Source organism: Nocardiopsis exhalans (assembly GCF_024134545.1).
Taxonomy (GTDB): Bacteria; Actinomycetota; Actinomycetes; order Streptosporangiales; family Streptosporangiaceae; genus Nocardiopsis; species Nocardiopsis exhalans.
On sequence record NZ_CP099838.1, the window covers coordinates 17077 to 31540 of the forward strand.

A 14464-nucleotide genomic window follows, 5' to 3' on the forward strand; every position below is an offset into this window, starting at 1 on the left:
GTGACCAACCACGACAACGAACCCGAGTACCTGGGTGACCTGCCCGAGGTAGGGGGCCCGGCCACGAACCGTGACCGGGCCCCCGCCCATGAACCTTCGGCCTCCGTCGCGGCGGTCCTGGGGGAAGGGCTGGGAGAGACCCGGGCAGAGCTTCGTGAACTGCGCGACCAGGTCCAGCAAGTCCTGGACCGGCTGACCGGAGCCGATGAGAAGTACGACCTGCTGCGCGCCAAGCAAACTGAACTGGCAGAAGTGGTCACCGCTCTGGCGGAAACTCTCCACCAGCAGGATCAGAAGGAAGACCCGGAACCTCCTCGGCCTATGGACTGGGCTCAGGTCCCCGTGGCCGATCGAACCTCCTGGGTTCAGGACCGGGTGGACTGGGTCCGGGACGTGCTGTTCACCAACTACGACCACGCACCCGCGTCCTTGCGCCCCTGCTGGCCGCTGCACACCACGCTGCTCAACGACGCGAGCCTGTTGGAGTGGATCTACACCGACGGGTTCGGCGACCTCCGGCTGGTCTCCGCCGAGAGCTTCCGGCGCACCCTGGAGGTGATGCTGGAACGGGCCGAACGTCTGACCCGGGGCTGCCCACAGCCGGATGCCGCCCACTTGCACCCGGTCCCGATGGCACCCCGGGACGACACGGCACAGGTGGAGCTGTTGGCGAAGAACCTGGCCCTGCGGGAGACGTTCGGGTACTACCTCCAAGGGGCTGCAATCCAGGACGAACTCAACGCGAAGGGTGAGGACGCCACTGAGGCGGACCGCCTGGACGCGCAGGCCCGCCTGGACATCCTGAGAGAGCGCACGCAAGCGACGATGCGCAACGCGGGAGTGAAGGCCAAGGACTGGCAGGAGTTCAAGGAGCAAGCCGAACGACAGCAGAAGCAGGCCGAGGCCGTTCTCAGCTCGGAAGGAACGCGCGACAAGAAGCCAACCAAGTAGAACGAGGAGGCGGGGCCCGGTCAGTGACCGGGCCCCGCCTCATGTCCACGGGTCCGGCCCCGTACACACCAGCCACAGCAACGTGGACTCAACGCCGCTGAGGTAGGAGGTCGATACTCCGGCTGGAATCTGACGCTGCCCGCTGAGCATCTGCGAAGCGGCTGCGGCTTCGCCGCTCAACGGTCCCGTTTCGGGTCGTGGGGTGCCCTCGGCCCGGTTAGTGGCAGGTCCCTCGCGGAGCTCACCGCGCGCCCATGCGACGGCGTCCAAGATGCCCTCCGCGTAGCGGCGGGAACTGGCCTCGGGGGAAGCGTTCAGGGCCTCGTTGCGCACCCGGGCGAGTAGGTCGTCCACATCGTGCTCGTAGCGGATGATGCCCAGCTGATAGTAGGCGGTGTGCTCGTTCTCGTCCCGAGGGTCCTCGCCGCGGTTGAGCCGCGCCCGTAGGTCCTCCAGCTCGCCGGGGGAGAGTTGCCGGGGCGGTGGGCTCGGCGGCGCTTGGGCGGCCAGGGCCCGGAGTTCCTCCAGGCTCATCATCTGGCCTCGACGCGGGGGCTGTGCACTCATACCTCTTACGGTAAGCCGTTCCAGTCGACCGCGGCGAGGCTACAGCTCCACTTCCTCCTCCTCGGGCTCCACTACCCGCTCAGGTTCCGGCTCCAGCTCCTCGCGCTCGACCTCACTGCGCTCGGCCTCGCGCTCTTCGAGTTCCTCCCGGGCCACGCGCTCGCGCTCCAACAGGGCCTCGTCGATCTCATGGGCCTGCTCACGGTGGCGCTGGAGGACCTCCTCATGCTCGACTTCGCGCTCAGCCTCGGCCCGCGAGGTGGCAACCTCTCCAGCGAGGCGGGCCTGGTCGATCATCCGGTCCAGCTCGGCCTCGCGGTCCGCGGGCATCGTGCGGCCCGGGACGAGTTCGCCCTCGCGGACGTCCAGACTCAACTGGTCGTCATCGACGCCGTCGCGCTCGCGCTGGGCCAGCCAGTCAGCACGCCACTCCTGCCCGGGGACGAGTTCGCCCTCGCGGACGTCCAGGCTCAACTGGTCCGGGGCCACCTCCGGCTCCTCCTGGCGCTCCACGTCGACGCGCTGGGCCTCCTGGCGCTCCTGCTCCTGCTCGGGATCCGTCGTCCGGGTCCGGGGCTCGGGCAGCTCCAGGCCCAACTCCTCCTGGCCCTCGCACTGGCGTTCGTGCTCGGCCTCGACCAGCTCGGCCCGACGCTGGCGTTCGGCCTCGCGCTCGCGGGCCTCGTCGGTGTCCAGGTGCAGCGGGGGCAGCGACTCCACGTCCACCCGGGGTTCACGCTCGGCCCGCAGATCCTCACGGGCACGGCGGCGCAACTCTCCATCGGCGCGCTGGGCGAGCACCCGCTGGTCCTCGGTGACCTCGTACCAGCCATCGCGCGCGGCGTCGATCTCCGAGAGTTCACGGCAGTGCTCTCGAAGCTCCTGGGCCAGTTCGGTGCGGGCCGCGGCGCGGGCCAGCAGACCGGCCTGGCGCTCGGGGTCCTCGACCTTCGCCGCGCGGGCCCTGAGGATGTCGGCTTCGTCGGACAGGTCGCGGGCCTGGAGTGAGGCGGCGCGCAGCTGCGGGGCCACGTAGGCCGGCGCCCACTGGGTCTGGCGGGCGTAGGCGGCACGCAGGGCGTACAGGTCGCCCACACCCATCGTGGCCAGGTCCTGCTCACCCTGGTTGCCGAGGGCCTCGTGGGCGGCCAGCCAGGAGGCTCGTCGTTCGGGCTCCGTCTTGGAGGGGGCCGGGCCGATGGCGTCGGTCTCGGCTTCGTACATCCACTGTTCGCGGTAGGACAGGATCGCGCGAGCCCGGCTCAGCCACGTCTGGCGCTCCTCGGTGGGCTCGCCGAACTCGTTCGCCGCCGGGGGGAGCCCGATGCGTTCGGCCAGCCATGGGGGGGTGCGCTCGGCGGCTCGGTGGGCGAGTTCCTCGGCCCGGTCGTCCATAGCCTCGGCGACTTCGAACCGGAAGCGGTCGATGCTGGGCATTCCCAGGGGCTTGGTGCGCTGGACCTGGTTGGCGTGGATCTCTTCTTCGGGGATCTCCAGCGCGTCGAGGTCGATGCCCTGTTCCTCAGCCAGGTGTTTGATGCGCCAGTCCAGCACGCTGCAAATCGACTCGGCCGAGTCCAGTTCTCCCACCCAGTAGGTGAACGCCTGGTCAAGGATGCCGTCCGCATCCAGGCCAGCCGATTCCAACCGGTTGAGCAGTCGGCCCAGGGTGGAAAGCTCGTCCTCCTTCAGGGCCTTGTTAGCGTCGTCCCGGTCCAGGGTGCCGCGGGCCACGGCGCGCTCCAGGTAGGCGATGCTCTGGTAGGTGCGGGTGCTGTCCAGCCACATGGCGCCCAGGTGGGCGCTGTGGCGGGCCCGCTCGAACTCGCCGTACATCGCCTCGATGGACGTGGGGGTCGCGGCGTCGCGTTCCAGGACTCGGGTGAACACGCCGAGCCGCTGGTTGTCCAGGTCGCGCCGTTGCTGGGCGTCGGCGGCGGCCTGTCCCTGAGCGTCGACTTCGGTGTCGATGAACTCCACTTCGGTGTTGAGTTCTCCGCGCTCGCGGGCCGCGGCCGTGCGCTGGCGGGCTACTTCCTCCTCGGACTGTTCGGGTCCGGTGCGCAGATCGGCGACGCGCTCGCGCTCGGCGACGGCATAGGCGTAGTTGCCGTTGCGGGCGCGGGTCATCAGGACATACCACATCTGCCTGCTGGTGGCCTCGTCCACGATGCCGTGACAGGTGTCGACCGTGCGGCCCTGAGCCGAGTGCGCCGTACCGGAGTAGCCCAGCTCCACGTTCTCGGCGACGTAGGCGGCGGGCAGAGTGACGTAGGTCGGCTCCTGCTGGTCCTGGGTGCCGTGCAGGACGGCGCGAATGCTGCCATCGGGGCGCGTCTCGACCACGTGAAGCACGTCGCGGTTGGTCAAGGTGCGCGTACCCGTGCCGACCTGGACGCGGGTCTCGTTGGCGCGCGCCATGATCCGGTCACCGACGCCGGCCGCGTTGGTGTCGGCCAGCGTGATGCCCTCGGGCTCGACCCGGCCGATCTCGACCAGTTCGGCGCGCACGCGGGCCGAGAGCTGGGCGGCGGACTCGTTGGTACTGGTGAGCAGCAGGCTGTCACGTCCGGCGAGCAAGTCGGCCAGATAGGACCGCAGGGCCTGGGCCTCAACGTCCGCCCGGATCCCGGCGAACAGTCGGCCGCGTTTGTCGTAGGCGAGCAGAGCCTCGGGGCTGCCCTCACGCAGTTCCAGCGAGGCCTCGCGCTCCCACTGTGCGGAGAACCGGGCCACCTCGGTCAGCTCGTAGGCGCCGCCGACCTGGGCAAGGTAGCGGCCCATACCGCCGGCCGCCGGGGCAGGCAACTGCTCGTGGTCGCCTGCCCAGACGATTTTGGCGCGGGCCCGGGTGGCCAACGACTGGATCTTGGCCAGCTGGTCGTTGGGGACCATCGAGTATTCATCGACCACGATGAGCTGGCCAGGAACGATCCGAACCCTTCCGGCTTCGATCAACCGCAGCCACTTCTCGATGTTGTACGCCGAGGACATCCCCTCGTTCGCCAGGACGTTGGCGGCGTTCTGGGCCAGCGCCAAACCCACGACCGGGGTATCGGTGCGTGCCTTCCACACCTGGGCGAGCTTGGCGAGCACGTAGGACTTACCGGATCCGGCCGGACCCACCAGCATGTCCACGCCGCGGCCGCTGGTGATGATTCCGGCGATCGCTGCGGCCTGGTCCTGGCGAAGCGTGGGGGACTCCGCCATGACGTGACGCAGGGCCAGCTCGTACTGGGTCACCGGCGGGAGAGCTTCGTGGCCGAACGTATCGACTTCACCCTGATTCGTGACCTCGGCCTGAGCCTGCTCGGAGTGGGTGGGCGCCTCGATTTCGACCACGGGGGTTTGCTGCGGCTGAGTCGGCTCGACTCCGCCGCGGCTACCGGTCGACTTCGCCGTGACGGGCTTCCACGGGTCACCCTCGGCGTGGCTTTCCTCGGTGCGGTCCTGTTCGGTGAACTCGTTGAGGAACGAGAGCTGGACGGCCTCACCCATACCGGGGTCGTCCTCCAGTCCCATCACCGCATGCAGGTGCGCCAGGGCGTGACGTGCCAGGACAAGGTCATCGGCGGGGACCAGGCGGGCGGCAGCACGGGCCACGGCCGCGCGATCCTCGACCGTGAGCTCCCCCTCTGGGGGGCCCTCGTAGGTGCGAGACGGCTCCCAGTCGGGGACCTCACCGGGCGCAGGCGGCTCGAAACCCCAGGACACGGCGGCCTCGTGCACCAGCTCGTAGCGTGTGGTCGGGCCTGACTGCTCGGTGCGCACTGGGCGGTGGCGGCGGGCGTCCACGATCTGCTCAATGTCGTACTCCAGCACTGCCACCGACAGCGTCCGTTCACGCTCGTTGAGCAGCGTGTTGAGACGCTCGGGCTCGCCGACCAGGTCGCCTGGGTCTTGGCCCTCGGGCAGGACGGCGGCGTGTACCGGGCCCTCGTAGGAGTGCAGGCGCTCGTGGGCCCGTTTGGCGGCCTTGCGGCCGGCCTTGTCGGGGTCGAAGGCCACGACCAGGCCCACACCGTCGTCGGCCTGGTCGGACACCAACTGCACGTGTTCGTCGGTCAGGGCTGTTCCGCAGGTCGCCAGCGCGGTCAGCTGCGGGTGGTCCTGGTCCTGGGCGAGGTTGACGGCCAACACGTCCAGCGGGCCCTCCACGATGACCGGGCGCGCGCCGGCGGCCAGGGCGGCCTGCTGCTGGCCCATGCCGTAGAGGATTTCGCCCTTGCGGTAGATCTCGGTCTCCGGACCGTTGATGTACTTGGGTACATCCGGATCGTCGGTGATTCCCGGCAGGAGACGGGCGGTGAATCCGACGGGGCGCTGGTGTTCGTCGGTGACAGGCAGCATGATGCGGCCGCGGAACCGGTCGTAGTAGGTACCGGTGCGGGCGCTGCGCTTGACCAATCCAGCCGCTTCCAACTCGTCGTTGGTGTAGCCGAGCTTGCTCAGGTGCAGGAACAGCCCGTTCCACTCGTTGGGGGCGTAGCCGACCTGCCAGGGAGCATCCTCGGCCACAGCGTGGGCCAGGCCTCGCTCCTGGGTCATGTACCGGCGGGCGTCCTGCCCGGCCGGGGCGTTGAGCTGGCCCTGGTAGTAGGCCACGGCCTCGGCGGTAGCGTCCAGCAGGCGCTGGATCTGCGGGGTTTCCTCGGGCACCGGCGGGGGTGTCGCGGTCCGCTCGCGCTCCTCGTCAACGTGATCAAAAGCGCCCTCCGACTCATGATTTTCATGAGAATCGGAGCTACTTCCTTCATGTGTTTCGTTGACTTCGGCTTCGATGTCCTCGCCTTCGCTGCCGAGTTCGGCCGGTTCCTCAGCAAGTCGCCGGCCCACCAGCTCACTCGTAAACGCCTCAACGATTCGCTCACGGACCTCGGGGTCCTCATCCCGGGTCAGCATCATCAAGTAGCCGAGAGTCTCAGATGCGACCTGGGTGTACCGGGGCGGGACGAACGCGGCCAGCTCACGGGCGACTGTGGGCCAGTCCTGCCAGGGCTGACTCAGCAGTCCATCCAACTGCTCAACGACCAGCACCTGCCAGTCCTGCGCCGCCAGCGGCTGGTGTGGGGCCTGCGGTGCCGGCGAGGCCAGCGTCTGCTGAGCCAGCACGAACCGGCCCACCAGCTCGGGGCAACGCAGCTGGATGGGCGACCAGACCAGGTCATGCTGGACCAGCTGGGTGAATCGCACCCGGGGGGCGTTGTCCCGCAGGGCCTCCGCGGTCAGACGCTGCTGGAGGTCCATCTCGCTGAGCGTGGTGTATCGCTGGGCGTTGGGCGCCAGGTAGGCGGAAGTACCGTCCGCGCGACGCAGCTCAGCGGGCACGTCCACGATGTCGGGGGCGTTGAGCAGCCTCACACCGGCGGGACCGGACGGGTCCAGGGCCAGGTCAGTGAGTTGGTTCAGCAGCCGCTCCAGGTGAGGACCGCCCAGGATGCCCAGGTACGCCGGGAGTTCGTCGTTGATGCGACGCAACAGGTCATGGCGGGAGAACTCGGGCTTGGCCTCCTGAACTCGGGCCACCGCGGTGGTGAGGATCCGCTCCATCAGAGCATCGTTGCCCTCGATCTGCGCAGTGAAGGGCTCCACAGCACGGTCCGGACGCAGACGGCCCAGCACCCGGGCCGGGATCTTAAGCAGGCTGGAGACCTCTTCTCGGTTGAGTTTGTCCTCCCACCGCTTGAGCATCGCTGCGCGGCTGAGCACCTTCTCACCCTTAGAGGGACGGCTGTTGGTGGTCACGTGCTGGGAGATCTTGAACAGAGCACGGGCAGAGGGTTGGTGCCCGTGATTACGCTCGTATTCGCCCAGAAGTCGATCCAACTCAGCGGTGATTCGAGCCCGTCTCGTGCTGAACGCGGTGATCTGTGCGGGCTCGACGCCCTTGACCTCCCAACCATTGCCGTCAGCGCGCTGAACCCATTCCACGCCCAGAGTGCGGGTGAGGTACTCCATCAGGGAACGTTCGCCCACCGCCGCTGCGCCCGCACGCGACTTAAAGAGAGCCCGCGAATCAATTCCCCGCCATTTTCCATCTGCACACAATTGTCTATTCAGAATGGCCTGGTGAATATGAAGTGCAGGTTCTCCTTCGCGATTCGAATGTTGAAAGAATTGCGCAACAACGAAATTCCCTGCATCCGTCCATTTTCCGGTGCTGCGCCCCTCAACCTTGGGGCCATGGTGCCCGAAACGCGCGTCCCCAGCGTGGTTCACCAGATAGTCAAGGGAGGCGCTCGCAGCGAGCCTCACCCCATCCTCAACCGCCGTTGCCGCCTTTCGATACTGCTCGGCAAGTCCAGCGTTGCCCTGCTCCTCGGCAACTTGGGCGGCTGCCTGCAACCCGGCGTGCAGAAGGGAAACGCTCTTAACGGGAGAAAAAGTGGCGTCGTAGAAAAAAACCGTTCGGGCGCGCTCGGCCCGCTGTGTGGCATCGGTCCACAGTTCCTCGCGCCGCTCCGCGCTGGCCTCGGGCTCATTGGAAAGCAGGTCCTCGTACCAGGCCTCGGCGTCCTTAAAGCGCTTTGGGCGCTGGCCGAGACGAGCCCGATCCTCTTCGGGTCCATCTATGAAGTTCGGGTCCCGTGGGTCATAAAGCGTCGAGTACAACTGCTCCATGACAAGCGGGTCTATGACCGATCCTGGTGTCAAGTCGAGTGCTGCGGCCCCCGCGCCCCACCAACGCCCTGGCGGCTCCCCGTGCTGTGAAACGGCAGCCAGGTAGTAATTCTTCGGCGACTGCGCGCCCCTGGTGAGATATCCGGGGTCGTAGCCGGTCACCAGGCTGAGCATGGAAGCGACCTCCCCCCGGGTGGCGAGCACACGACTGACAACGCTAGACACCCTACCATGACATCAAGATGCCTAGGTGTGTGGAGTTGTTTTAGGTTGTTGGGCCTCCTACCTGGCAGGATGCCAGGGGAGGACCTGAGAGCCTCGTAGAGGCTCTCAGTGCAACCTGAAGGGCAAGACTGAGGCTGGGTACTGCTGGTGCGCCTGCTGCCTCCTGGGCGCCGCTGGCGGCCTTTTCTGGTATGGTTCACCGACAATTCAATCCGCCTCTTAAACCGCAAATACCCGCCGTCAGTCGGGTATTTTTTCGCGCGAATACTGTTACCGTCTCTGGGGTTCTGGCTCCTCTTGTCCGTCCGACTTTGTTACCCGCTCTCGCGGGTCTCCTTCCCCTGTTACCGGTCCCGTTTTCCCGCCGTACTGTTACCACCGTGCTCGGCTCGGTATCGTGGTCTTCCCCAACCATCTGGAACATGTGAGGTATCCGCTATGTCCGCCACCGAAAACCGTGGCTTCTCTCCTGACTCCGGTTCCTCCCTTGGCGGTGCTGGTGCGTCTGCCTCCCGGATGTCTCACACGTTGGCTCGGGCAGAGCTACCCGCATTGATCGCCCTTTCCTTGGTCTTCGGCCTCGTCGGTGGAATCCTCGCGGGCGTCCTAATCTCTCCGGCCGTGGGCGCTGTCGTGGGCGTGGTCCTGGCGCTCCTGGTGTCTATCGTGGTTCGGCGTCGCGCCGCCTCGTATCGGTGGCGTTTGGGCGCACGCGGGGAACGACGTACGGCGTGGCGTCTTAACCGGCTCCGTCGGGATGGCTGGGTGGTGTTCCATGATCTGTCGCTCCCCGGTTCCTCTGCCAATGTTGATCACCTGGTGATCGGGGAACCTGGGATCTTTCTGGTGGACTCGAAGTATCGCCGTGGCGCGGTCCGGTTTGGTGGCCGTGATGGCTGGATCCGGATTGGTAAGGCTGGTGGCCCGTTGCTTGTTCGCTCGACACAGTGGGAATCAAAGGAGGTGTCCCGGGTGCTCTCCCATGGACTCGGGCATCGGGTGAACGTGACGGCGCTCCTCGCGGTGCATGTGCCGAATTCGAGGTTTCCGAGTTGGCGCAAGTTTTCGGCCTCGGGTGTTCGGATCATGTCCGCGAAAGCGGTGGTTCCCTGGCTCCGTGAGCGGCCTCGGATGTTCTCCACAGATGACGTGGCGGCTGCTGCGGCGGTGGTCCGCGAACGGCTCCCCGCGTACCGGCAACGGTGACCAACTCGGGGCCGATTTGGCGTTACTCGGCTACCGAGTCGGGCGACTTCATCGCCAACGCTGTAGGGCCCGCACCGGATCATCCGGTGCGGGCCCTACAGCGTTGGTCACTTGGTTCAGCTCACGTTGAACTCCTGGGCGTACAGGGTCGCGACGTAGTCGCGTTCGTCGGTCATCTCGCGGATGGCCGCGTCCTCGGGGTCCGGGGCCTGGGCGTAGCGGGCTGCGGCATGGTCGCGCGCTCGGGTCATCCGGTCGGCGCGGTCGCGGTCGCCATGGATGATCGCCACGCGAACAGCTTCGGCGTAGCTGTCGTGGATGTGCTCGCGCAAGGCGCGCTCGACCTTGAACGGGGCGGGCCGGGGGCCGTTGAAGTCCGGGGCAAAGCGGATCGCGGGAATGTCGCAGATCTGGCCGGCCGGGCGGTTGGGCCGGTACCGGTCGGGGCCGTGAGCGACCACAACCCGCGCGACTCCGTCGGCGTGGGCGAGGAATCGGGCTGCCTTGACTGCGTCGTGTGTGCCAGTGGGGTATCCGGTGGGGTACGTGGCGAGGTGGTTGCGGCCGTTGGTCATGACGGTCGTGATGGTGATGTCGGGGGAGGGGGTGCCGAGCATGGGCATGGTGTGCGCTCCTTGGTGTGGGCGGTGCGGGGGGAGGGTGTCGGTCTCCCCTGCCGCGATTTCAATATGAGTATATCAGTAGTTTGGGTGTGGTCGAACCACAACCACCAGCGAAAACGCGAAAACCCGCGCCGGATTCTCTCCGGCACGGGCTCGCGGGCTGGCTAGGCGAAAGCCGCGCTGTACATCGCGCCGATTCCGAAACCGACACTGTCCATGTCCGCTACTGCCTCCTTGCTGGCCTGGGGGTAGGTGGCGTAGCGCTGGGCCGCTTCGTCCATACGTCGCATGTACTGGTGTGCCTCAGCCGCGTTGCCGGACTCGATGGCCTTGCGCGCCTCGTTGGCGTAGGCGTCGTGGATGTGCTCGGTGTGGATGTTGAGCACGTGCCACAACGTGGGGCGGATTCCTCCCTCTAGGGGGTTGATGCTGGCGGGGCCGTACTCCTTGACGATCTGGTCGCCTCGCTCCACGCGCACGGCCTGGACGTCGGGGGAGTAGGTCAGCGTGCGGGCGCGCCTGAATGTGTCGTCGTGGGTCTCGGTTTCGGGGCGGGGTGCGGTGTGGGTGACTCCTCCCTCGTGGGTGGTGGTGATGGTGACCGGCTGGTTCGTGGTCATGGCGGGCTCTCTTTCGTGCTTCGGTGTGGGCGGTGCGGGGGGGGGAGGGTGTCGGTCTCCCCCCGCTCGGGTGGGTGGTGGCCTTCTTAGGCGGCCAGGCCGAGAACGTGGGTGCGGGCGTCCTTGTAGGCGGCCTTGCGGGGCTTGTAGGCGGCCAGGGCGGCCAGAACCTGAGCGCGGGTGTAGCGGGTGCAGGGGCGGCGGCGGCCGTCGGTGAGGGACCGTGCGGAGAACCCTCGGACTCCGGGACCCATCTTCTTCCTGAGACTGGCCGCAATTCCGGTAGCGGTGGCGGCGTCGGCTCCGAGGTTGCGCAGGTGGCTTGCCACGGTGTGAAGTTCGGCGCGGTAGGCGGCGCGGGCTGCGGCGCGCTCGGCGACCTTGGCGCGGCGGGCGGTGCGGCGGGCGAGACGGTTGGTGCGGGCCTGGGCAACGGTGATGCGGGCCATGGTGTGCGCTCCTTCGTGTGGGCGGTGCGGGGGGAGGGTGTCGGTCTCCCCTGCCGCGCTTTCAATATGAGTATATCAGTAGTTGGGGTGTCCTCGAACCACAACCACCAGCGAAAACGCAAAAACCCGCGCCGGATTCTCTCCGGCACGGGCTCGCGGTAGGGCGCGACGGCTAACCGTCCGCGCGCTCCTGCAAACGGCTTTCCAGCATGGGCAGAACGTCCGCGCGCACGCGCTCCCACTCCTGGCCCATCGTCGGGGCTTCGCTGATCTGACGGTGGTACTCGGCCACCTGAGCCACGGGGGCGCTGTCCAGGTGGGCCGCGTCCCACGTGGGGATAATGTGCTCGTCCTCGATGGGCTGGACGCTCTCGCCTGCGGCGGGCGCTCCCATCTCGGGGAACCAGATCAGCTGGTGGCTGTTCTCGGGGATCGTGAACCAGGGGCCGAGAACCACGCCGCGCTTGGCCGTTTCGCTGCGGCTGCCGTTGCTCCAGACGTGGGCGAGAACGAACTGACCGGCGGCGGGGGCCTGGGTGGCGGTGTTGGTCATGGTGTGCGCTCCTTGGTGCGGGCGGTGCGGGGGGAGGGTGTCGGTCTCCCCTGCCGCGCTTTCAATATGAGTATATCAGTAGTTGGGGTGTCCTCGAACCACAACCACCACCAAAAACGCGAAAACCCGCGCCGGATTCTCTCCGGCACGGGCTCGCGGTAGGGCTGCTAGAACGGTGCTTCGTCCTCGTGGTAGCGGCGTTCACGCTCGGCCTGCCGCTGCTCGGCCAACTCGTCCATGGTCGGGACCTTCTCCCATTCCAGTTCGGCCCACTCGCGGTACCACTCGCGCTCTTCGTCGGTGCGGGCGGGCTTAAGCTGGTTGAACCGGTTCAGGGCCTCTTCCATCCGGCGACCCTCCGGGCCTCGGCGTCCTTGCTCGTCCTGCTTGGCGAACTCGGCGAACAGTCCGCGCTCGGTGTGGTCTCGGGGCTCGTCTCCGGCCTCGAAACGCTCCCGCGCTGCGTATTCGGCTTCCCACTCGGCGCGCGCCTCGGTAGCGGCCTGGTGGGCCTGTTCCCGCTGGGCGGTCAGCATCTCGATGAGCTTGCCCAACTCGTTGACCGCGTAAGTGGTGGCCTCGACCACGTCCATGGCTCGCTGCGCTGCATAGCGGGCCTGGGTCTGTCGGCGCGTGCTGAACGGCCACCAGCGCGGGGACTGGGCCTGTGCGGTCATCTCGTGTCGGTGGGCGCGGTGTACCCGCCTGAGGTCTCGGACCTGCTCCCGGCGGGCCTGGGCGGTGGCCAGTTCTCCACGGGTGGTGGTGTACCGGTTCCACTGGTGCAGATAGCGGGCGTAGCGGCCGCTCGGGTCCGTGATGGCCTGCGGGTTCATGCTGAGCCTTTCGCGTGGGGCGGGGGGAGGGTGTCGGTCTCCCCTTCGGGGCCGCCGCCCCGGGGCGGGGCGGCGGCGGGCTGGTCTAGTAGGCGCCGTGGGCGAAGTAGTCGGCGAGTTCGGCGGCCGCGTGCGCGCGAACCGTGCGGCGGTGCTTGCGGTTGTACTCGACCTTGACCCCCCGCATGCTGATTCCGCGGCGGTTGTTGCGGATGCTGGTCCTGTCGCCAAGACCGCGCGTGTTGCCGGAGACCTTGGGCTCGCGGGTGGTGCTCTGCATCGGGTGCTCTCTTTCGTGTGGGCGGTGCGGGGGGAGGGTGTCGGTCTCCCCTGCCGCGCTTTCAATATGAGTATATCAGTAGTTGGGGTGTGGTCGAACCACAACCACCACCAAAAACACGAAAACCCGCGCCGGATTCTCTCCGGCACGGGCTCGCGGTCTCGGGGCTAGTTCACCTCGAACTTGCAGCGGGTGAGTACGGTCTCCTTCACCTCGCGGTAGGTCGTGTGCTCCTTGATCGTGGCCTTTCCGGTCACGGTCTGGCCCGTCTCGAACTCGGGTTCCTTGCTGGCAAACCACTTGAACCGGTTGCCGTCGGTGTCGGCGAACGTGACCAGCCAGCTAAGCCCGCTGTCGTAGTAGTGGTAGGCCTCGCGCTCGATGGTGCGCACGTTGAGCACGGTAAGGGTGCGCTCCTGGCGCTGCTTGACCTCTCCCACCCACTGGCTGGACTTGGCGGCCTGGCGGTCGCGCTCGGCCTCCTGGGCGCGCTGGTAGGTGCCAACGGCGCTGACCGCTAGGCCGAGGTTGCGGGGGCTGACGTTGTCGGCGCTCATGACTGCGCGCAGGTTCTGGATGTATTCGCTGTCTCCCTCGTGGTCCTGGGTCCATGCCTGGGCCTGGCGGGCGGTCTCGTGGTCGGTCTCGGTGGGCCGCAACGCTTCGCGCAGCTCCTGGGCGCTGCGGCTGCGGCCGTTAAGGGCATCACTCACGAGATCGGCCGTGGGGGTGGCGCGGGGGTCGTCGGTGCTGCGGGGGGTCCATCCCGCTCGGCGGACGGCTGCGGCCGCGATGGCCAACACCACGGGCACGGGGTGGGTGTCCTCGCCGTATCCGCCGCTGTGGGTGGCCTCCTCGACGTCGCCGAACAGGCTGCCGCTGGCCTCGATGACGGCGGGGCTGACGTTAACGCCGAGGAAGTCGGCCAGGCAGGATGAACCCACCTGCGTGACCTGGCCGCTTTCGGCGTGGGCAAGCACGTAGGTCTTGGTGCGCTCGCGCCGGATTCGGCAGTAATCGCACTGGGCGGGGTCGTAGGCCTCGGGGTCGAACTCGAACCCGGGTTCGGCGTGGTAGGTGGCCACGCCTTCGGCGTCCTGGTGGAACCGGGCCAGAACCTGCCACCCTCCGAAACTGGGCACCTGGCCCGTGACGGTGATGGTTTGCACCTGGACGTCGTAGGCCTCGGGGCCCTCACCGTCGCCGAGGCACACGTGCCGCGTGCGGGTGTGGTGCTCGGGGTCGATGGTCCAGCTGTAGCGGCCGGAGAGTCCGCGGTCCGTGGCGCGCTGGTTGGCGGCCTCCAGCCGGGCGACGGTCGCCTTCATCTCCTCGCCGGTCAACTCCCATTCGACGCTGGCCGTGTGCACGGTGGCGGTCCTGGTCTGGGTGTCGGTGCCGTTCATCGGGTGCGCTCCTTGGTGTGGGCGGTGCGGGGGGAGGGTGTCGGTCTCCCCTGCCGCGCTTTCAATATGAGTATATCAGTAGTTGGGGTGTCCTCGAACCACAACCACCACCAAAAACACGAAAACC

General features: G+C 67.4%; 11 protein-coding genes. 2 read left to right on the forward strand and 9 right to left on the reverse strand.

What is annotated here, in order from left to right; translation table 11 throughout:
* Complete coding sequence (locus tag NE857_RS33755; protein WP_254422252.1) at positions 1-951, forward strand: hypothetical protein; 951 nt, start codon at positions 1-3, stop codon at positions 949-951.
* 39 nt (positions 952-990) lie between these two features.
* On the opposite strand, the gene NE857_RS33760 is transcribed toward NE857_RS33755, so the two are convergent.
* Together NE857_RS33760 and mobF are read right to left on the reverse strand one after the other, a co-directional pair.
* A complete protein-coding gene (locus NE857_RS33760) occupies positions 991-1518 on the reverse strand; it encodes a hypothetical protein (protein WP_254422253.1) in 528 nt (175 codons plus the stop codon).
* 39 nt (positions 1519-1557) lie between these two features.
* Positions 1558-8313 carry a MobF family relaxase gene (mobF, locus tag NE857_RS33765; RefSeq protein ID WP_254422280.1) on the reverse strand — a complete coding sequence of 2252 codons (6756 nt, stop codon included), beginning with the start codon at positions 8311-8313 and terminating at the stop codon, positions 1558-1560.
* A 567-nt stretch (positions 8314-8880) separates the two neighbouring features.
* Here mobF and NE857_RS34640 point away from each other — a divergent pair.
* Entirely contained in the window at positions 8881-9570 is a 690-nt protein-coding gene (locus tag NE857_RS34640) for a nuclease-related domain-containing protein (protein ID WP_363319965.1), read from the forward strand.
* Between the two features lie 116 nt (positions 9571-9686).
* Here the strand turns inward: NE857_RS34640 and NE857_RS33770 are convergent, their stop codons facing one another.
* The 7 genes from NE857_RS33770 to NE857_RS33800 all read right to left on the reverse strand — a co-directional run bounded on the left by NE857_RS33770 (position 9687) and on the right by NE857_RS33800 (position 14337).
* Positions 9687-10193, reverse strand: coding sequence for a hypothetical protein (locus tag NE857_RS33770; RefSeq protein WP_254422254.1), 507 nt, complete (start codon positions 10191-10193; stop codon positions 9687-9689).
* 164 nt (positions 10194-10357) lie between these two features.
* The gene (locus NE857_RS33775) at positions 10358-10813 is read right to left on the reverse strand and encodes a hypothetical protein (RefSeq protein WP_254422255.1); all 456 of its coding nucleotides are present in this window, start codon (positions 10811-10813) and stop codon (positions 10358-10360) included.
* A gap of 86 nt (positions 10814-10899) precedes the next feature.
* Positions 10900-11262, reverse strand: a complete 363-nt coding sequence (locus tag NE857_RS33780; protein WP_254422256.1) for a hypothetical protein — start codon at positions 11260-11262, stop codon at positions 10900-10902.
* Between the two features lie 172 nt (positions 11263-11434).
* Complete coding sequence (locus tag NE857_RS33785) at positions 11435-11815, reverse strand: DUF6409 family protein (RefSeq protein WP_254422257.1); 381 nt, start codon at positions 11813-11815, stop codon at positions 11435-11437.
* A 167-nt stretch (positions 11816-11982) separates the two neighbouring features.
* Complete coding sequence (locus NE857_RS33790; RefSeq protein ID WP_254422258.1) at positions 11983-12651, reverse strand: hypothetical protein; 669 nt, start codon at positions 12649-12651, stop codon at positions 11983-11985.
* Between the two features lie 85 nt (positions 12652-12736).
* A complete protein-coding gene (locus tag NE857_RS33795; RefSeq protein ID WP_254422259.1) occupies positions 12737-12931 on the reverse strand; it encodes a hypothetical protein in 195 nt (64 codons plus the stop codon).
* A 167-nt stretch (positions 12932-13098) separates the two neighbouring features.
* Positions 13099-14337 carry a hypothetical protein gene (locus NE857_RS33800; RefSeq protein ID WP_254422260.1) on the reverse strand — a complete coding sequence of 413 codons (1239 nt, stop codon included), beginning with the start codon at positions 14335-14337 and terminating at the stop codon, positions 13099-13101.
* Positions 14338-14464: the final 127 nt, after the last annotated feature.

What these genes read in the sequence shown, in the direction of transcription:
- NE857_RS33780 (WP_254422256.1), bottom strand. Translation starts at nt 11,262, where the DNA reads ATGGCCCGCATCACCGTTGCCCAGGCCCGCACCAACCGTCTCGCCCGC.
- mobF (WP_254422280.1), bottom strand. Translation starts at nt 8,313, where the DNA reads ATGCTCAGCCTGGTGACCGGCTACGACCCCGGATATCTCACCAGGGGC.
- NE857_RS33770 (WP_254422254.1), bottom strand. Translation starts at nt 10,193, where the DNA reads ATGCCCATGCTCGGCACCCCCTCCCCCGACATCACCATCACGACCGTC.
- NE857_RS33760 (WP_254422253.1), bottom strand. Translation starts at nt 1,518, where the DNA reads ATGAGTGCACAGCCCCCGCGTCGAGGCCAGATGATGAGCCTGGAGGAA.
- NE857_RS33785 (WP_254422257.1), bottom strand. Translation starts at nt 11,815, where the DNA reads ATGACCAACACCGCCACCCAGGCCCCCGCCGCCGGTCAGTTCGTTCTC.
- NE857_RS33775 (WP_254422255.1), bottom strand. Translation starts at nt 10,813, where the DNA reads ATGACCACGAACCAGCCGGTCACCATCACCACCACCCACGAGGGAGGA.
- NE857_RS33800 (WP_254422260.1), bottom strand. Translation starts at nt 14,337, where the DNA reads ATGAACGGCACCGACACCCAGACCAGGACCGCCACCGTGCACACGGCC.
- NE857_RS33790 (WP_254422258.1), bottom strand. Translation starts at nt 12,651, where the DNA reads ATGAACCCGCAGGCCATCACGGACCCGAGCGGCCGCTACGCCCGCTAT.
- NE857_RS33795 (WP_254422259.1), bottom strand. Translation starts at nt 12,931, where the DNA reads ATGCAGAGCACCACCCGCGAGCCCAAGGTCTCCGGCAACACGCGCGGT.
- NE857_RS34640 (WP_363319965.1), top strand. Translation starts at nt 8,881, where the DNA reads ATGTCTCACACGTTGGCTCGGGCAGAGCTACCCGCATTGATCGCCCTT.